18 protein-coding genes and 1 pseudogene are annotated in these 18,626 nt (G+C 56.9%); 17 read left to right on the plus strand and 2 right to left on the minus strand.

All coding sequences use genetic code 11. The annotated features are described in order from the left end of the window. The first annotated feature begins 52 nt into the window (after positions 1-52). From Thiowin_RS13135 to Thiowin_RS13205, 15 genes and pseudogenes are all read left to right on the plus strand, one after another. Positions 53-316, plus strand: a complete 264-nt coding sequence (locus tag Thiowin_RS13135; RefSeq protein WP_328983460.1) for a DUF433 domain-containing protein — start codon at positions 53-55, stop codon at positions 314-316. Then, entirely contained in the window at positions 316-657 is a 342-nt protein-coding gene (locus Thiowin_RS13140; protein ID WP_328983461.1) for a DUF5615 family PIN-like protein, read from the plus strand. The genes Thiowin_RS13135 and Thiowin_RS13140 overlap by 1 nt, the downstream gene beginning before the upstream one ends. Before the next feature lie 312 nt (positions 658-969). After that, positions 970-1,281, plus strand: coding sequence for a hypothetical protein (locus tag Thiowin_RS13145; RefSeq protein ID WP_328983462.1), 312 nt, complete (start codon positions 970-972; stop codon positions 1,279-1,281). 217 nt (positions 1,282-1,498) lie between these two features. Beyond that, a complete protein-coding gene (locus Thiowin_RS13150) occupies positions 1,499-1,942 on the plus strand; it encodes a hypothetical protein (protein ID WP_328983463.1) in 444 nt (147 codons plus the stop codon). Positions 1,943-1,980: 38 nt separating this feature from the next. Continuing rightward, entirely contained in the window at positions 1,981-2,181 is a 201-nt protein-coding gene (locus tag Thiowin_RS13155) for a hypothetical protein (protein ID WP_328983464.1), read from the plus strand. A gap of 206 nt (positions 2,182-2,387) precedes the next feature. Beyond that, the gene (locus Thiowin_RS13160; protein ID WP_328983465.1) at positions 2,388-2,717 is read left to right on the plus strand and encodes a hypothetical protein; all 330 of its coding nucleotides are present in this window, start codon (positions 2,388-2,390) and stop codon (positions 2,715-2,717) included. Positions 2,718-2,860: 143 nt separating this feature from the next. Further along, positions 2,861-3,454: a hypothetical protein gene (locus Thiowin_RS13165; protein WP_328983466.1), complete on the plus strand. Its 594-nt coding sequence runs from the start codon at positions 2,861-2,863 to the stop codon at positions 3,452-3,454. A 66-nt stretch (positions 3,455-3,520) separates the two neighbouring features. Beyond that, positions 3,521-4,886 (plus strand): annotated as a pseudogene (locus Thiowin_RS13170) (DDE-type integrase/transposase/recombinase). Continuing rightward, complete coding sequence (locus tag Thiowin_RS13175; protein ID WP_328983467.1) at positions 4,883-5,740, plus strand: ExeA family protein; 858 nt, start codon at positions 4,883-4,885, stop codon at positions 5,738-5,740. The pseudogene Thiowin_RS13170 and the gene Thiowin_RS13175 overlap by 4 nt, the downstream one beginning before the upstream one ends. After that, entirely contained in the window at positions 5,737-6,516 is a 780-nt protein-coding gene (locus Thiowin_RS13180; RefSeq protein ID WP_328983468.1) for a DNA-primase RepB domain-containing protein, read from the plus strand. The genes Thiowin_RS13175 and Thiowin_RS13180 overlap by 4 nt, the downstream gene beginning before the upstream one ends. A 287-nt stretch (positions 6,517-6,803) precedes the next feature. Continuing rightward, positions 6,804-7,352 (plus strand): hypothetical protein, encoded by a 549-nt coding sequence (locus tag Thiowin_RS13185; RefSeq protein ID WP_328983469.1) that lies wholly within the window; start codon positions 6,804-6,806, stop codon positions 7,350-7,352. A gap of 1,075 nt (positions 7,353-8,427) precedes the next feature. Then, positions 8,428-9,138 (plus strand): hypothetical protein, encoded by a 711-nt coding sequence (locus tag Thiowin_RS13190; protein WP_328983470.1) that lies wholly within the window; start codon positions 8,428-8,430, stop codon positions 9,136-9,138. Between the two features lie 192 nt (positions 9,139-9,330). Further along, on the plus strand, positions 9,331-11,088 hold the full coding sequence (locus tag Thiowin_RS13195) for an asparagine synthase-related protein (protein WP_328983471.1): 1,758 nt from the start codon (positions 9,331-9,333) through the stop codon (positions 11,086-11,088). A gap of 136 nt (positions 11,089-11,224) precedes the next feature. Then, positions 11,225-11,941, plus strand: a complete 717-nt coding sequence (locus tag Thiowin_RS13200; RefSeq protein WP_328983472.1) for a glycosyltransferase — start codon at positions 11,225-11,227, stop codon at positions 11,939-11,941. Between the two features lie 485 nt (positions 11,942-12,426). After that, the gene (locus tag Thiowin_RS13205) at positions 12,427-13,194 is read left to right on the plus strand and encodes a class I SAM-dependent methyltransferase (protein WP_328983473.1); all 768 of its coding nucleotides are present in this window, start codon (positions 12,427-12,429) and stop codon (positions 13,192-13,194) included. Positions 13,195-13,919: 725 nt separating this feature from the next. Here Thiowin_RS13205 and Thiowin_RS13210 read toward each other — a convergent pair. Continuing rightward, positions 13,920-14,114, minus strand: coding sequence for a hypothetical protein (locus Thiowin_RS13210; RefSeq protein ID WP_328983474.1), 195 nt, complete (start codon positions 14,112-14,114; stop codon positions 13,920-13,922). Positions 14,115-14,397: 283 nt separating this feature from the next. On the opposite strand from Thiowin_RS13210, the gene Thiowin_RS13215 reads away from it, so the two are divergent. After that, positions 14,398-16,122 (plus strand): DUF6399 domain-containing protein, encoded by a 1,725-nt coding sequence (locus tag Thiowin_RS13215; protein ID WP_328983475.1) that lies wholly within the window; start codon positions 14,398-14,400, stop codon positions 16,120-16,122. Positions 16,123-16,346: 224 nt separating this feature from the next. Next, positions 16,347-18,026, plus strand: coding sequence for a DUF6399 domain-containing protein (locus Thiowin_RS13220; RefSeq protein ID WP_328983476.1), 1,680 nt, complete (start codon positions 16,347-16,349; stop codon positions 18,024-18,026). Here the strand turns inward: Thiowin_RS13220 and Thiowin_RS13225 are convergent. Beyond that, complete coding sequence (locus tag Thiowin_RS13225; protein ID WP_328983477.1) at positions 18,002-18,382, minus strand: hypothetical protein; 381 nt, start codon at positions 18,380-18,382, stop codon at positions 18,002-18,004. The genes Thiowin_RS13220 and Thiowin_RS13225 overlap by 25 nt on opposite strands. Positions 18,383-18,626: the final 244 nt, after the last annotated feature.

The following is an 18,626-nucleotide window of genomic DNA, read 5'->3' on the forward strand; positions in this document are numbered from 1 at the left end:
GATATCACCGCAACCCACTCGAACTCTAATTCTTCAGTTTAAGACAAAATTTATGGACAAAAAGACGAATCAAGTTGCCCCGCTTGAATACCTTGATGGTCGAATCACCATCCATCCTGACATCTGTAATGGCCACCCGACGATCCGCGGGCTGCGCATCACGGCCGAGACCATTCTCGATTACCTCAGCGCCGGAGAAGCCCGAGAAGAGATCCTTTCTCAATATCCATCGCTCGAACCAGCGGATATCGATGCTTGCTTGCGCTTTGCCACCAATTTGATGACACATCGCTACCAGCTGCAAAATGTCGCCTGATGCAACGCTTCCTGATTGACGTCAATCTTCCGTATCGCTTTTCCATCTGGTCGGGGGATAATTGCTTGCACATGCGCGACATTGGTGAGAACTGGACCGATACCCAAATTTGGGATTACGCCCAACAGCACAATTTGACTATTGTATCGAAGGATGCTGACCTCTCCGACCGGATCATGATCAGCTTGCCTCCACCGCGGGTCATTCATATTCGGCTAGGGAATATGCGGATGCATGATTTTCATTCATTAATGACAAAACTCTGGCCGCAAGCTGTTGCACTCATCGAAAACAATCGACTGGTGCGAATCTACCCTGACAGAATCGAGGCGATTGGATAAGGCTGATCAAGATAGTAACGAGACTCGCATCTGCCGACGACAGAGCAAGATGATCGATGCCGGCGACGCCAATAACGAAATGGGTACCACCAACATGGTGGCTTTTAGAAAGCTAGGCGCTTGATCCTTAGATAATGGCGTTTTGGTAAGTGCGGCCATACGCCCGAGTTCCGTGCCCGCGCGATCCTTCGAGAATCTTCAGGGACTCGAAACATCGAGGAATCCCTGCAGAATGAAGGCCACCAAGTCTCCCTCAGCAATGACCGCGCCACGTCGCAGCGCAATAGCCCGTTCCAGAACGTGCAAAGCCTCGTGAGCTACATCGAAGGTCTACATCTGACGATGAACAATCTTTCCCATTCCCCAGTTCAGAAAGCCCATGCGAAGCTGCGTGCCATGAGCGCCGTTGAGGAGGACCGCTATTGGGCCGAGGCGCGCGACAGGGCGCTGAGTGACGAGGTGACGATGCTGAATGCCGCGCGGAGGGAGGGCGAGAAGATTGCTCGCCAACAAACCGCACTAGCCCTTCTGCAAAAGGCCCAGCTCGACATTGCCACCATTGCACTTTGCACCGGCTTGAGCGAGGACGAAGTTCGCCAACTCGTCGCCGATCAAGCGAACTGATGCAAGATATACCCCTCACATCACTGGCGAAAACTGATCTACACGAGACCCATCAGATGGTAATCGACAAAGTCATCCGCAGTGATCCCAAAGCGATTCTGACTCGCTTTGTGGCAGGAAGGTCAAAAACCATAATCTTCGCTTAAGGCAAGGCGCCGTGGCTGTGCGCATCCACGCGCCCCCCCCCAGCGGTCGCCTGATCGGCTAAACTTGCCGCATGGTCACCAACACCCGCGATACATCCAACCCGGATACTTCTAACAAAGCCCCGCTGCGCCAGTGGCACCGGGCCTTTGGTATCGCACTGGTCAATGTCTTCGCCGATGCGCCTTGGGTGGTCGAGCTCGAGCAGGAACTCGCCCTGAAAAGCCAGTTGCTTGATGTCGCCATCATTGAAGCCGCGGATCAACGCAGCCCAGAGCAGCCAGCGACCGAGTTGCCCGATGGACTGGGCAATCTACGCACGCATAACCTGCTAACCTACAAATCACACCACGAAGCCCTCACCGCCTGGGTACTCTTTGCCAGCGAACAGGATCGGATGCGCCTGGGGCTCGCGCACTACCGCGCGCGCCACACCAACCCGAGCCAACACGGCCACTGGGAACTGCTCGAACACCTGTACCGACTCTACCGACGCGAGGTGCCTGAAATGGCCTAAACCATGGAACAATTTCTGCGCTCAGCGAGACCCATGAGATGGTGATTGATGAGGCCATCCGCGGCAATCCCAAAGCGATTCTGAAACGCTTTAATCCCGAGGATCATCTCAATGGGCTTGCTCCCGAGGAGCGGCTTAAGGGGCTCGCTCCCGAGGATCGACTCAAGGGGCTTGATCCAGCCACCATCGAAGCCTGGCTGACCAAAGAACGCAGCGGTCACTATCCGAAAAAGACCTGAATTTTCTCGCCCAGGAGGGAATACGACGCCTTGCACGCGGAACAGCGCGGATAGACTTGAAACCCGGCGGAATACTCATTTGGGCGACCTTCCAATGGCCATTCGGTTGGCCCGAGGGCTACCTCAACCTGCAACTGCAGCTGGAGCAAACCACCGGAGCACTACGCGTTCACCAACTCCAGATTGGTCCCTGGTCGCTCCCACAGTTGCAACGCATCGCTAACTCTTGGGCGAAAGCCTACGAGTCTTTTCGTGCCGAAGAAATTGCTACCGCCACTGGCCGCACGACCAACGAACTGCAAGCGGAACAAGACCGCCTAATCGCCCGCATCGAATCGGCCAGAGCCGATCTCGCCGAGTTTGCTGAACGAAACGACATCGTCAGTCTCGAACGGGATGAAAACCGCGCTCTCGCGGCTCTGACGGGGCTCCACAACTCCCTCGCGAAAGCGCGCGAACGGGTCGTCGACGCCCAAGCGAATCTTGAAGCGGTGGATGCTGCCATCGCCCTCGGCGCGAACGTGGTGCCTGATTGAGCCTGAGCAAGCTATCTGAGGGAACTGGCCGCGCTTCTGAGCAAATTGCGTGAGGGAAAACGAAAAACCCCCTCAAACAACTTGACGAAAGTTGTCCGAGAGGGCTGTCTCCGAATTTCGCCAAAAACCAGGAGACAGCACCAGTGTGTCACGCCTTTCTACACGACGCCAATTTCTACCAACTGCTCACTCGGATCGACGAGTCGATTGCTGAGGAGGCGCGCGCGCGCGGCTGTGACTGCGGTGGGGTCTTGCATCGCGCCTGCTATCCGCGCAAGCCCCGCGGTGAGCGTGGCGTCTTGGATGAGAGCTACCAGCGCCGTCTGAGCTTCTGCTGCGCCGAGGATGGCTGTCGGCGGCGCTGCACCCCGGCGTCCGTGCGTTTTCTCGGCCGCAAGGTCTACCTTGGGGTCATTGTCGTCCTGATCACTGCGCTCAATCACGGTCTCAGCGCGTCGCGTCGTCAGCGCTTGATTGAGACACTCGGTGTCTGCGTCCAAACCCTGCGCCGTTGGCAACAGTGGTGGCGGGAGCAGTTTGTCCAAACCCGCTGTTGGAGGGGATTGGCCGGACAGTTCCTTCCGCCGATCCTCACCGCCCATCTACCCAGTGCATTGCTCGAACGCCTAAGCGGCCGCGCGTTGTCCGAACGTGTCGTGCAATTGCTGGTATTGATCGCCCCGACCACGACAACGACAGGCTCGCCGCAGGCCATGGCCGACCCGCGGAAGATGTAATCGCCCCGGTACGCAACGCCTTCTAGACTCCCAGTTCTGTGCAAAACACCTGAGAGGAGAAGGCCGATGTCGGATGAACAAGCCCACGGCGACCCTGATGGGTGGGCGCGGTTGCGCTTCGCCATTATTGGTCCCTTGTTGGCCGATCCCGCGCCGGGGGCTGGCATTGGGGCGCGCCTGCAAGCGCTGGCCGCCAAATCCTGGCGCCATCCGCTGACCGGCCTGCCGGTGCGCTTTAGCTTCGCGACCTTGGAACGTTGGTACTACCGCGCGCGCGATGTGCAAGACCCGGTCGGGGCACTGCGTGCGCGCCGGCGCCGCGATGCGGGAGCGCCGCGCGTCTTGAGTGCGCGCCTGATGGAAACCATCCAGGCGCAATACCGTGACTACCCCGGTTGGACGGTGCAGCTGCACTACGACAATCTGGTCTCCTTGGTGGAGGCCGATGACACACTCGGACCACTGCCGTCCTACGCCACCGTGCGCCGCTTCATGAAGCGCGAAGGGTTGCACCGCCGCCGGGTCGTGGCACGCCAGACCCCCGGTGCCGAACAGGCCGCCCGGCGTCTGGAGGCCTGCGAGGTGCGCAGCTATGAAGCCCAGTATGTCCATGCCTTGTGGCATCTGGACTTCCACCATGGCTCGCGCCACGTCCTGACCCGCGGTGGTGTCTGGGTCAAGCCCCTGCTATTGGCGATCATCGACGATCATTCCCGCTTGATCTGCCATTTGCAGTGGTATCTGGATGAGACGGCCGAGACGCTGGTGCATGGTCTGGGCCAGGCGTTGCAGAAACGCGGCCTGCCGCGGGCGTTGATGAGCGACAACGGCGCCGCGATGCAGGCCGAGGAGTTCACCGCTGGACTGCTTGCGCTGGGCATCCTGCACGAACCAACGCTGCCTTATAGCCCCTATCAGAACGCCAAGCAGGAACGGTTTTGGGCGACGCTCGAAGGCCGCCTGATGGCGATGCTCCAAGACATCGAGGAGCTCGACCTGCAGCGGCTGAACATCCTCACCCAAGCCTGGGTCGAGCAGGAGTACCACCGCAAGGTTCACAGCGAGACGGCCGCCACGCCGCTGGCGCGGTCGTTGGATGCGCCCAGCGTGGGGCGCCCCTGTCCGGATAGCGAGGCCATCCGTGCGGCCTTTCGCTGCCGCGTCCAGCGTCGCCTACGCCCGCTGGGATTTAAGCGCGGTGGATCTGATCGACCCGCACAGTGGCGCACCGCTGTGTCGGCTCCATCCCTTGAATAAAGCCGCCAATGCCTCGGGCGAGCGACGGCGCCTGGACGGCGCGAGCACACCACCACCGTCCAAACGCACCACGACCCTGCCACCGCTGCTGCGCGAGTTGCTCGCCGAGTATGCCGCCACCGGCTTGCCGCCGGCCTATCTGCCAACCCATGACGATCCGGAGTTTGATGCATGAACAAAACCCTGTTGGCCATCTATGGACTGAAGTTCAATCCGTTTTCTCCGGAGCTGCCAACGGCGGCATTGCATCTGACCCCAGCGGTGGAGCAGTTCTGCTGGCGCATTGAGCAAAGTCTGATTCGCGAAGGCGGCTTTGCGTTGATTCAGGGCGATCCCGGCACCGGCAAAAGCGCGGTGTTGCGCGTGCTCGATGAGCGCCTGCATCAGTTGCCCGACCTCAGCGTCGGGGCCATTACCCATCCGAGTTCCAAATTGGCGGATTTCTACCGCGAGATGGGCGAGCTGTTCGCCGTTGACCTCAAACCGCATAACCGCTGGGGTGGCTTTAAGTTGCTGCGTGAGCGTTGGTTGGCGCATCTGCAAACGACGCTGTTGCGCCCGGTGTTGCTGATTGATGAGGCGCAAGAGATGCATCCGACGGTACTCAATGAGTTGCGTCTGCTGACCTCGATGCAGTTTGACTCGCGCACCTTGTTGAGCGTGATTCTCGCCGGCGATGGGCGCCTGGCGGCGATGCTCCGGCGCGAGGAGTTGCTGCCGCTGGGCAGCCGTATCCGCACGCGCCTGAATCTGGAGTCTGCCAGCCGCGAAGCACTCGTGGCTTGTCTGGAGCATGTGCAGCAGTGCGCGGGTAACGCGAGCCTGATGAGTCCGGAGTTGATGAAGACGCTCGCTGAACATGCGTTGGGTAATTATCGGGTGTTGACGACCATGGCCGCGGAGTTGCTGGCGCAGGCCGCACGCCTTGAGCGCCCGCAACTCGATGAGTCGCTGTACCTTGAGGTGTTTGGCGCGTTACCGGGTAACGCCCGCCAACGCCCGGGGGCCAAGGCGGCGCACGCCCGATGACGGCGGCCTCTCACACCGCGATGATGCTCGCCGCTTGGCACCATGCCGGTATCACGCGCGCGGATCTGGCGGTGCGCACGCCGAGCGCGATGATGCTGTGGTTCCAGGATCGCGCTTTGGATCAGCTGCCGCTCGGATTGGCCAGGGCGCGCAATGCCCATGGGGCGGATGTCTATATCCGTCCGGCTCGCGGCTATCCTTGGCCAATGGTGTTTCTCGATGATGTCGCCCCGGCAATGGCGCACCGCGTCGCCAAGCACTATGCCGTCCTGGTGGTGCGGACTTCGACCCTCGGGGGCTGTCATCTGTGGCTACAACTGACCCGCGCGCTTGATGAGAGACAGCGCGCCCAGGTGCAGCGTTGGCTGATTCCGCGTGTGGGCGCTGATCCGGGCTCAGTCTCTGGTGAGCATCTCGGTCGGCTGGCGGGGATAAAGAATGCCAAACGCGGCGGGGAGTGGGTCAATGTTCTTCACCGCCCAGGCCCTCGGGAGCGGGTCTGGGATCCGACGCCAGCTTTGCCAACGACCGCTGCGCCTCGGGCGAAACCGCCCGCTCGCAAACAGGACTCACGCGCGCCTTCCTCCGCCGGCGACAGCTCGGAGTCAGCCCGCGAATGGGGCTGGGTCCGCGGCGCACTCGAGGCCGGTCTGTCACCAACCACGCTCTACCAGCGCTTGCTCGAGCGCGCTTCCCCGCGTCGCGGTGCCGATGCCGAGCGCTACGCCCGCTATACCCTCTCGCGCGCACTCCGCTCTACCGCGCACCGCCACTGAACCCTGTCCGTCTCTCCCCCTTGGGGGGCGCGTGGTTCATGATTCCCGCTCTCCTTAGTCCGCCAAGGATGGCGTCCCGCATTCCACTGGCAGTCAGCGTCCTTTAAATAGCTTGAAAATAGTTCCGGCGAATAGCGTTTTTACGCTCACCTGATGAACAACAAGCAGACCTCGCCCGCCTGCGCCGCGATTACGAGCGCGAACGTGATCGCCTAGATGGGCTACTCGGGCGGTTCACCCTCCAATACCTTCAGCGCGATCCGTCCCTGCGCCATCTTCCAGAGGAAGTGCGCCTGCTTGAGCGGGAATTACAGCGCGCAACCGAGCGGGCACGCCAAACTGTGCGCCAACAAGCCGTGCAGCAAGTCGATGCCGCCAAGCAGGCTGTTTCGGCGCTGGAACGCGACCTAGACCAGCAACAAGAGCAGGTTCAAGCCTTCTCACGACAATTCAAGCAATACCAATCCCTTGAAGCCGAGCTCGCCCGCCTCGACACGCTCCTGGCAGACACTCGCGACCGCCTCGCCCGGATTGAAATGCGCAATTTCGAGGATTACCCTCCGATCCAGATCGTTGAAAGTGCCGCCTTGCCGACGCGCCCCATCTATCCGCGCTACCAACGGGATCTTTTCATCGCACTTGGCGCATCCCTGCTCGCCGCCCTATTTATCACCTGGCTGACGGATAATCTTTCCGGTCGCGGACGGCCACCAAGCCTTTCCTACGTTGGGGTCCGGGTCGATCCCGGCGTGAGTCTGATCAGCCAAGCGAGAGTTGACCACAGTTCCCGAACCTTAACCAATGACCAAAATCCGAAGCAAATCTCTGATTTTTAAAATCATCTCTAGCCGGACCTCCAGGATTGACCGCACATCCAGCAACGCCATAAGCTAATCCGCCGGATCGGAGTAGGTCACCCAGCGCTAGCGCGCTAAATATACTGGCGTCGAGTGGGTCAATGCGCGTGACAATTTGGCGGTGAACCGTGGCGGCTCGGCTCACTGGTGACGCACGGACAACAACAACGCGCCGGTTCCTTGATGAGATTACGCCGAAATACGCAGGCCTTCGCGAGGCTTCGGCAGGGCAAGTATAACTCGATGGAACGGGTCCTCGCCGACTCCGGTCGCGCGACGGCCATTTGTGATATCCCGGTGCTTCAATCTCCGCGTCAACACGACTCCCAGGAGTCTCGGCAGAAATCACACGACACGCAAGTAAATCGGCCTCATATGAAACAAAAATCTCATTTCCAGCCCAAAATTAAATACGCCAATCGGACACTCTTTGGATATATAAAACGCAATAATGAACCGTAAAGCGAACGTTGATCGAAACGGCGCGTGCCCGACATCCGCAAGCCAAGTGGTACCACTGATATTAGTAAGCTTCCTAAGCACTGCGGCCCCTTCCGTGCCAGCCATTGCCCTTTTTTGCCAATGGTCGTAGCATGCGGCCTTGATCATAACTCGGACCATCCCGAGAGCATGCGCGGGCCATCGTGGCGGTAGGGTGGACAAGAGAAGGGCAGTCCAGCAACGCCGGCGCGACCATCGGTGGATTTTCCTCTCGCTTATCCACCCTAGTCCACCGCCAAATGATCAAGGGCTAGCATGCCAACACCCTGACCAAAAAACCAACAGTTCTTGCCCGCTTGAATCACGACTGGAAACCAGAAAACAGTCACCAGATCGATCGAGCGCCATGGACGGCCCTTCGTAACATCTTCGTTCTACGCGCATGATAATCCGGATGAGTCGGGCGATGAGGATCCAAACATCGGTCTTTTACCTGCTTTACTTTATCAGAAAGCGGATTTGGTGCATCGTGCGACAGTTGAGCAATGTCAAATTCCGTCGGGTGGGCTTGCATTTTCTATTCGTCGCCGTGTTATACGGAGGATGAAGTCAAGTGGCCGTCTATAGCCGCACATATAAATTCGTCTATTTTCAAAACCCGCGCACCGGATCGACGATGCTCGAGACCGTTCTCATCAAGGAGCTTGGGGGCGAGTTAATACCGATTCCCAAGAATCACGCAGAGAAGATGCGTTACAAACATTTAACGTATTTCGAGTTATTGGGAACGGGGGTTATAAGCCGACGCGAACTAGACTCCATGTTTCTATTCACTTCAGTTAGAAATCCCTACGACAAGGCCGTTTCTGATTGGCAAGGCGAGAAAAAATTCTACCAAAAGAGTAGGACGCCGGAGAAACGGCCTGAGAACGTTCTAGCGCACCGTACAACCAACCTGGAGGACTACCTTAAACTTGTCCTATTACTTCGGCTACCCTTACGGCTACGTTTTGCCATCTACAGATATCTTCCGGTGATCGCTTTTAACTTTCTTGCGGCGCTATACGGGTTTGGCCGCCGGATGAACCGAAACTCATTTACCATCGACAAAATGAATCTTTATATTCGTAACAAAAATATTGAATCTGACTTCCAGGAATTTTTATCAAAAATTGGGGTTAATCGGGTGGTGAAGTTACCAATAATTAACCGAACAGAAAATAGAACCCAAGACTACGAGAGCTATCAGACAGTGAATACAAGGCGGTGGCTGCGAAAGATGTACAGCGACATCTTTGATAGATTCTATCCCGATTTGGAGTAACGTCAGTTTAATAGGATCGATCTTTTCTCAATTCTATCGGTCACCGTCAGAGGCGCAGGCGCTATGTTAGATTCACCAACATGGCGTCGCGCATCCAAACAAAGCCTAACGACTTTTTGATCTCTAACAATGTCAAATATAATTTCTTTGAACGGGTACTTTCACAGAAAATGCCCAGTAGAGTTAAAAAAAATGCTGCACAGGATGCTGCCCGAAACAGACCAAAATTTCGGCAAAGTCGCCCGCCTTCAATCCCTAGAAGAAAGCGGAGGAATCCTTGCCAGCACTTTCGCCTGGCGAAATCCGGAAACCTACCATGCGGCTTCAGAACAGGCGAAGTGCAGCATTTTTATCCATGGCGAATTGTACGATCTAAAGCCGAAACTGATTCTTGAGGATTATATTAACCAGCGTCCTGCATTCTTGAATCATCTAGAAGCAGAAGGCGCTTTTGCCGGGCTGATTCATGACAGATTGAACAGCAAAGTGCATATCTTTGCGGATTTTTTTGGTTTAGAGAATATTTTCTATTACTACGATAATGACAAGTTCGCGCTATCCACAAACATTAAGAATATCAGCGCAATTCCAGGGATCGACCGAACCGTCGACATGGAGACATTGGCCAGCTTTTGGAACTTCGGCTTCGCCATTAACCAGCAAACGCCATTCAAAGAAATTAAATTGCTACCACCAGGGACGCTTCTCAGCCTTGATCTGAAAAACTGGAAACTCGCTCACCACACGTATGCAAATTTGCTGGATCTCTTTCATTTTGGCGGAGATGATTCCCAAGACTTAGCAGAACCTGTACGCCTTTTCCAACATGCGGTCAATATCAGAACTTCCGATTACGCCAGTACGCGCTTGGGTTTATCCTTGTCCGGCGGACTAGACTCACGGGCGATTCTATCGGCTATCGGAGAGAAATCAGCCAAACTAACAACCTACACGCTGGGTCTCAAAAAATGCGCGGATGAGATACTGGCAGAAAAAATGGCTGCTATCTGCAACACCAAGCATACTTTTGTACCCATCGACCAAACCGCGCTAGAGGATTTCGAATCCTTAGCCCAAACGCTGGTTTATCACTCGGACGGATTTTACCACCCCCATGAGTCAACCGAGCAAGTAGCCTTGAACTATTTGGCCTCGGACCCTTTCGATATCATGCTGAGAGGGCATGGCGGAGAAATCGCAAAATACAGTCTCGCTTATCCATTTCAATCGTTCCGCGGCATGGACGACCACTCTTCATCTGACATCTTTGACCATTTTTTTGAAAGAGCATCCTTGGCCCGACAGGATATTGATTTCAAGAAGCTTTTTATTCACCCAGTCGCACAAGAGAGCCAGTTCCTCAGTTATAACGCCATGAGACACTCAATTGATCCCGTCATGAAAAGCGGCATCAGAAATTGCGATCTAGGCATCTACCTCTACATCGACCAATGGATACGCAGACAGGTCGTATCATCCCTCAGCCTCTTTCGAGACAAAGTCGGCATTCGGATGCCTTATATGGATCGGAGATTCATCCGTTCTCTTTTGTCCCTTGATCCCAAACGACGCTATTCTGGTGAGTTTCAACGCCGCCTAGTTCATGATTTGTCGCCAGACCTGGAAAAGGTGCCGGATTCAAACACTGGCGCGCCCTTAAACGCGGGTAAAGTGGAGGTGTTCATGAAAGACAAGCTCCACTCGGTCCTGCGCAAAATGGGCATCAAAGGCCACCGTCATTACACCGAGTTTCAGGAGTGGCAAAGAAAACACTTCCGCGATGCGATACAGCAGATCCTTTTCAGCGAACGGTGTCTGGATCGAAACTATTATGACAAGAAGGCACTTGAAGGGATTTTTCAGCAGCATATTTCTGGAAAGAACAACTATTCGCACTTTTTCGGAACAGCGGTAGGAATAGAACTTTGGCATCGCCTGTTTGTGGATTAGCGCCTAAAGGACTGAGAAACTATTGACTTCTGCAAGTAAGAAAGCGAGCAGATCCCCTCTGCAGCAATCTCATCGCCCCCAATTATGGAGTGATAAAGGGGGTATATTACGCACCTCGCACTTGGAGTTCGGAAACATGATCGCTAAACTGCGAGAACTCTGGCAAGAGCGCAGACTGCCCTGGAGACTGACCCACCGAGGTGGGGTGATCAATACTTGCCTACTTGCTCCTTTACGGCAAACCTGGTTTCACCTCCGCCTGCTTATGGTCCCCAATCAGCCGGATGTCACCGTGGTCATTCCCGTGCGGAACCGAATCGACATCCGCATCCGCAATTGCCTACAGAGCCTGCGCGGGCAAGACTACCCGGCCGAGAAGATCCATATCCTCATTGTCGAGTATGGCTCGGACGAGGGCGCCGATATCCCTTATCTTCTCTCCCTTTGTAAACAGTACGGTGCCAAATGCCATCGTACAGGTCCTCAGCAAAAGTGGTGTAAAAGCCACGCGATCAATATCGGACTTCGGCAGATTGAATCAAATATTGTGATGCTGAGCGACAATGACTATGTTTACAGTTCTGACTACATCAGGCAGGCTATCGACATTCTTGTCAATAACCGCCTTTCTGTGGTCTATGGCCCCACTCTGGATATGCCCGAAAACTGCAAAGAACAACTCCAAACCGAGCAGATAGACCTGAACCAGAAAATGCCGGAATGGAAAGCGGCCAGCACCCCGCGCACCAATGGACTGTATCATCCGGGGAACCTAACAACATTCTCGCTGTACCTAAGCTACATTCGGGGAATGGATGAAAACCTATTCGGATGGGGGGGGGGAAGACAATGATATTCAGGAGAGACTGTACAGGCTAGGAACCAAAATGCAGACTCTGAGTGGCCTGTCTTACTATCTTCATCAATGGCACCCAAGGGGCGAGTCATTGAGTCGAGAAGAAGTAACGCGGTATTTTCAGGAGAATTGGAACTATATCAAGCGCACTCGGTCTATTCGCCGCAATCCGCTTGGCTGGGGCATGCAAAAGCCTTTGCCCACGCGCAATCTGTACGCCAAATGCATTACTTGGCCCGATGACGCGTCTTGCGAATCTGGTTTCGCTTTGCGCTTACCCCCCACTAGCGATTGCCCGGCGACATCGGAAATTCATGACGCTGGCGATTCTTATGGAGAAGGAGCCGCATCAATCCTAACGAAAAGGCTGCGTATCAGATCAACAAGCGGAGGATTTCCGCCTGATCGATATTCACAGTAATTAAGGTTGGCAAATTTATACACCCTGAGCAGTGCCAGTCAGCCGACAACGAGGTTGCGACATGATCTTTCTTTCGATCACAGTTACTCTAGGTTGTCTTTTGATAACCTCCATCACGATTTTAACCCTGCACAAAGTCAGAAAAGTCCATCTTGCCTTGTTCTCTCTGAGCGAAAAAATGATCGCAGTTGAACGAGAGACGAAATGGCTATATCAACAACTCCAGTCGATCTATTCGCTTGAAAAGCTTTTGAATTGCGCAAAGCCACTTCCCACTCTTAGGGGTTGGGCTGCTTCTCCAGATTTTTTGCTCGGTATTGCACAGCACGTTTTAAGAGAGAAGCCGCAAATTGTGCTGGAATGCAGCTCCGGAAGCTCGACAATAGTTTTAGCTAGATCAATGCAACTAAATGGTAGAGGCCATGTATATAGCCTAGAACATGACTCTCGCTATAGTGAACGTACGCGAGTAGAACTGGCGGACCAAGGTTTGAGCGATTGGGGGACAGTCATTGATGCGCCTCTTCAGAAGCTGCACGACTTGGAAGGGCACATCTGGTACGCGCTAGACCAGTTGCCAAAAGATATTAAGTTTGACATGCTTGTCATAGACGGTCCGCCGAAAGACACTTGTCCCCTTGCTCGCTATCCAGCCTTGCCGGCTTTACTTAGTCGTCTATCAGCCGGCGCAAGTATTTTTCTCGACGATGCATCACGTGAAGACGAAAAAAAGATCGCTCAGCGTTGGGCGATCGAGTTTCCCTCGCTAAGGCAGGAACAACTTCATTACGAGAAAGGTTGTTTAAAACTAACCCTCCCGGAGAATTAGCTATACCCGGCTGGGTATCGGGAACGGCGGCATCCTAGGTTAATTCATTTTAGCGTTGATGCACTGCTACGGATGTATCCTGCCGATCGCCCACACCGACGCTGGACTAGGGGCTCCCACCCGCCGCCCGCAGGCAGGTAGGCATGTACCAACTTCCGTAGGCAAGGCAGAAATCACAGGCGTAGAATGATCCGGGCAGCCATTTTAAGGTGACGAAATTCGTCTGACTGCAAGCCCCTGATTTTTCGTCAAGGTGCTTGCGTTGGATCGTATGGTTCTGTGACCGCCTGATTCACCTGTAATGGTAACTAGCTGATCTTGAGTATTGTTTTTATGCACCTTAAAGGGGCTGGTTGATCCAAGCAACCATTCCGTTGAACCGCTAACGCCTGAAAGGGCCGACGATGTTGCGACCGCAGCCGGTCGAGAGTTAAGAAGTGACACCTTTTGAAACGTTGCTTGGGGTATCCTGACACTGAGGGTTGGGCATGCTGACACTCAATATCCAAACGCTCATCGACGATGCTAAGTGCGTCGCGAAAGTGCGCGGTTACGCTATCAGGATATTGATAATCATCAGTTAAACAGGTAAGCAAATCGCCTCATGTCTCGATGCCTGAGATGCCGATGTCGCCGACATTGTTAATAACCGCCTTTGTCGTCCTGGTGACAGGGCTTCTACACACTAGACCAATTTTAAGCTACTTGTTAAGTTATATGAGTTATTAGCCGCTCGACTTATTATAAGAAACATTAAACTCTTTGACTGCCGCACTAATATCACCTTCTGCATTAATTAAAGCCCAAAACTCCTTGAAATGCTCTTTTGCTTCTTCAATCTTAAAATTCATTTTTTTTGATTTATCTTTTAGGAATAGAGCTATGTTACTGTTTACAGTATCACAGTAATCTAAAGACACTGAAAGCGGATCTGACTTTTCCGAGAGACCGATTATAATGCCTGACCCTCTATAAGCTTTAATTATTCCGCCCGAGTATCTTTTTGTAAAGCTGACCGCAGTATCTCGAGTATTTCTCGTTAGATGGACATAAATTGCATTATCTCCATACTCAGAATCTGGCCTTGATCATCGCTCGGTCCAAAACTGAGTATTCCGGTAGGCGATCAACCACGCTGAAGTCGTGGCAGGAGCGCCGGGTGGGCGTACCCTTGGAAGTGCAAACTGACCGAGGGAAAAGCCGATGCCCGATGCCCCTACCACTGTTGACTCTAGTGCAGAACGACGCCCCACGCCAATCCATGATCGCCTGGATCGCGCCAACCGTCGTCAGGCGGTGGCGCAAGCGCAGCAGGCTTGGCAGAGCCAACGCGCAGCAGCGGCCAGCGCCGGCGTCGCGCGCGGTACGCTGCGGCACTGGAACACGCCTGCCGAGACATCGCTCGCCGCACCGGCGGGACTGGCGGTCTTCTGTGAGACACCCGAGGGCGTCGAGTGGCTGCGCCGGGTGCAGATGGCCGCACACTGGAGCATCAGCGAACAGGGCGGCGCGGGCGTGCGCGTGGTCTGCCAGTTTCTCGAGCGCAGTGGACTGTCGGCGTTCATCGCTGCCTCCTACGGCACGCAGCAGGCGTTCCAGGCCGAGCTGGAGCGGCAGATCGTCAGCGAAGCCAGCGACCTGAGCGAGACGCTGGCCAAGACCATGCCGCATCGCACCCTCAGCGTCGCCGAAGACGAGACCTGGCAGGACGGCATGCGCTTGGTGGCGATTGAACCGGTCTCGAACTTCATCCTCCTTGAGCAGGCGAGCGCGGCGCGCTCGGCGGCGGCCTGGAGCCAGGCGCTGAAGTGTGGGCTGGCGGGGTTCAAGGTCACCGTGGTGCAAGGCATCAGCGATGAGGCCAAGGGACTGTTGGCCCATGTTGAGCGCGACCAGGGTGCCCATCATTCGACCGACCTGTTCCATCTCCAGCATGAGGTGAGCAAGGCGATGAGCCTGGCGTTGGGGCGCGCTGAACAGCGAGCCGAGACCGACGAGACGATGGCCAAGGCGCATTGGCAGGCGCACTGCGCGGCCGAGCAGACTTATCATCGCCAGCACCATGGCCCAGGGCGCCCGCCCGCGTTGGCTGTGCGCATCGATCGCGCGCTTGAGGCCTACGTTCAAGCCAGCCTCGCGCGCGAGCGCGCTCAGGCGCAGCGCGCGGAGTCCAAAGCCCTGATCGGCGCTTTTAGCGCGGTGGATCATCCCTATGAACTCGAGCAGGGACAGGCGCAAACGCCCGCGCAGCTGCAGACGAATTTGGCGGGGCTGTTTGCACGCTTGGAGGCGCTCGCCGAGGAGGTGGACCTCTCCGAGCGCCTGTGTGCGCATCTGGCCAAGGCGAAGCGCTTGACGAACAGCCTGGTCGCCACCCTGGCGTTCTTCTTCATGACGGTCAACACGCGGGTTCAGGCGCTGGACCTCGCGCCGGCGATTGAGCAGGCGATGCTCAACGATTTGATCCCGGCGCTCTATCTAGAGCGCGCAGCCGCGCGTAGTTCCCGCGCTGAGCAGCGCCATCGGCTGCTGGCACTAAGTGCCGAGCGCCTCGCCCCACTGCAGCAGCCTGCGCACCCGATCCAGTCGCTGGATGAGGAGACCCGTCGGTACCTGGAGCAGGTCGCTGGGGACTGTGCCGATCTGTTTCAGCGCAGCAGCTCCTGTGTCGAGGGCCGCAACGGCGTTCTCGCGCTCTATCAGCATGGCCATCATCGTCTGAGCCCGCGGAAGCAGCAAGTGCTCACGGCTCTGCACAACTTCTCGATCAGGCGTCCCGATGGCACGACCGCCGCCGAGCGCTTCTTCGCTCAACCCCATCCCTCGCTGTTCGAGCAGGTGCTCGAGCGCATGCCTTGGCCGGCTCGACCGGCGCGACGACGACCGCGGCCAGCGAAGCCGCCCCACCTCACACTTGTCGCGGCTTAACAACAGTGGACCAGGCGATGATCAAGGCCCCCAAAGGGGCCTTGATCATAACTCCGTCCAAAACCCAGCACAGCGCTGCGAGATGGCCCAGAAGGGGGATGGCAGAACCCCCGAAATCTCTTACCCTTGGAAGTGCAAGCTCACCGAGGGTCGAGAGAGATGGTCGAAGGCTCTGCCACTGATGACTTTAGCCCAGTCCCGACGGCTTCGCCAGAGGCGCCGCGATGAAGCCCGCGACGCGTCTGGAGCGGGCGCAAACGCTCGCGGCTCTGGCCAGCGCGCGTGCCGCCGGTCAGAGCGAACGCCAAGCAGCGGCCGCGATCGGCTGCCCACGCAGTACCTTGCGCGACTGGTCACAGTCGGCACTGGCGCTCGGCGATGCGCCGGCGGCGTTGGCCGCGTTCATCGCCACCGAAGCCGGTGTGCACTGGCTGCACCGGTTGGTCCTGGCGATCCAGTTTGTCATCACCCTGCGTGCCGGTGGTGGCGTGCGCTTGGTCAGTGAGGTCTTGGAGCTGAGCGGCTTATCGGCCTTCGTGGGCAGTTCCTACGGCAGTCAGCAGGCGTTGAATGCCGCGCTGGAGCAGGCGCTGGTCGACATCGCCGCCGAGCAGCGCCAAGCGCTGGCCACCGGCATGCTTCCACGGCAGATCAGCGTCTGCGAAGACGAGACCTTCCATCCGGCGATCTGCTTGGTGGCGCTCGAGCCGGTGTCGAACTTTATCCTGCTCGAGCAGTATGCTGAGGATCGCACCGCCGCGACCTGGACCCAGGCGTTGGCCGCGGCCTGCGCGGGCTTGCCGGTCACCGTCGTGCAGGGCACCTCGGATGAGGCCACGGCGCTGCGCCGGCACATCGAGCGCGATCATCAGGCGCATCATTCCCCGGACCTGTTCCATCTGCAGCACGAGGTGGCCAAGGCCACCGGGCTGTCACTGGCGCGGGCAGTGCGCGAGGCCGACGCCGAGGTGGCAGGCTCTGAGGCAGCGCTGCAAGCCGAGCGTGAGGCCGAACAGGCGTACCACCAGCAGCGCCATGGCCCGGGGCGTCCGCCGGCCTTTGCTCAGCGCATCCAGGCCGCCCTGCAGCGTTGGGCGCGCGCGTCATGCGAGCGCGATCAGGCACAGGCGCGTCAGCAGGAGGCCAAGACGTTGATCCGCGCCCTCGGTGAGGCCTATCACCCGTTTGATCTGGAGCACGCTGAGGCGCAACTGCCTGAGCGCTTGGCAGAACGCCTCAGCGCGATCTGGCAACGCTTGGAGGCCCTCGCCGACGCGGCCGACCTGCCGGCGCGCGCTCGCGCCCACCTCGCGAAGGCCCAGCGTTTGAACACCGCCCTGCTGGCAACGATCGCCTTCTTCTTCGCCAGCGTGCAGCAGCGTGTCGAGACACTCAACCTGGCACCTGGCATTGAGGCCGCCGTGCTCGAGCAACTCATCCCGGCGATCTATCTTGAGCGGGTCGCTACGCGCTGCTCGGGAGCTGAGCAACGGCAACACCTTAAGGAACTGAGCGCGCAGAGGCTCGCACCGCTGCGCGCGTCGGATCACCCGATCCAAGCCCTGGAGGCGAGCCAGCGCATGGAGATTGAGCAGGTCGCCAGCGACTGCGCCGACCTGTTCCAGCGCTCGAGTTCCACTGTGGAGGGGCGCAACGGTCAGCTCTCACTCTTCCACCATGGTTGCCATCGGCTGAGCTCACGCAAGCTCGCTGCGCTGCTGACCGCCGTACACAACTTTTACATCCGCCGTGCGGATCAGACCACCGCCGCTGAGCGCTTCTTTGGCCAAGCGCCGCCGTCGTTGTTCGAGCAGCTGCTTGAGCGGGTGCCTCTGCCGCCACGACCACGCAGACGACGACCACGCGCGCCGAAGGTCTCCTACCTCGCGCCGATGGCCGCCTGAGCGGGGTGGACGAGGTTATGATCAAGGCCCTCCCAAATGTTGCTGATCCCCCAAGGGCGAGGCGTCGTCAGTAATAGATACCGCGTCGAAGACGCTCCTTGAGCAAAAAAATCGATCAAGCACTCCCCCAGCATCTTCAGCAAGCGCTGTTGCTGTGGTTTCTGGTCTTCTGGACCTCGTCCCCAGTGTTTGCAGGCGGACTTGGAGTATTCGATCAGGTGGTCGGAATAGGCGGCCCCATAGTCCTCGAGCGAAAACCCCTGTGAAACCGTTTCGTGCCCGAGTAACAGCGACTTGAAGAACTTCGTCCCCGACCGGTTCATCGGAGCGACAAGGAAACATGGATTGCTTTTCATTTGGCGCATTCCAATTTTTTTTGCCACGAGTCAATGTGAGCCGAGGCATGTGCGGGGGACTGTTGAACTAGACCTGAATCAAGTGACCGTCGGTTGATCGATCGGTGATTTTTTGAGGCTGAGCGACGCGCACCGGGCATCTTACCAGTGTGCCGGTTTGGCGAACCGAATTGTAAGTTGCGTCATCGCTTGGGTTCCTTGATGGATAGGAATTCCAAGCTACCCTTAGAATGCAGTGCGGGTG

The sequence above is a fragment of the Thiorhodovibrio winogradskyi genome, assembly GCF_036208045.1.
GTDB classification, from domain to species: domain Bacteria; phylum Pseudomonadota; class Gammaproteobacteria; order Chromatiales; family Chromatiaceae; genus Thiorhodovibrio; species Thiorhodovibrio winogradskyi.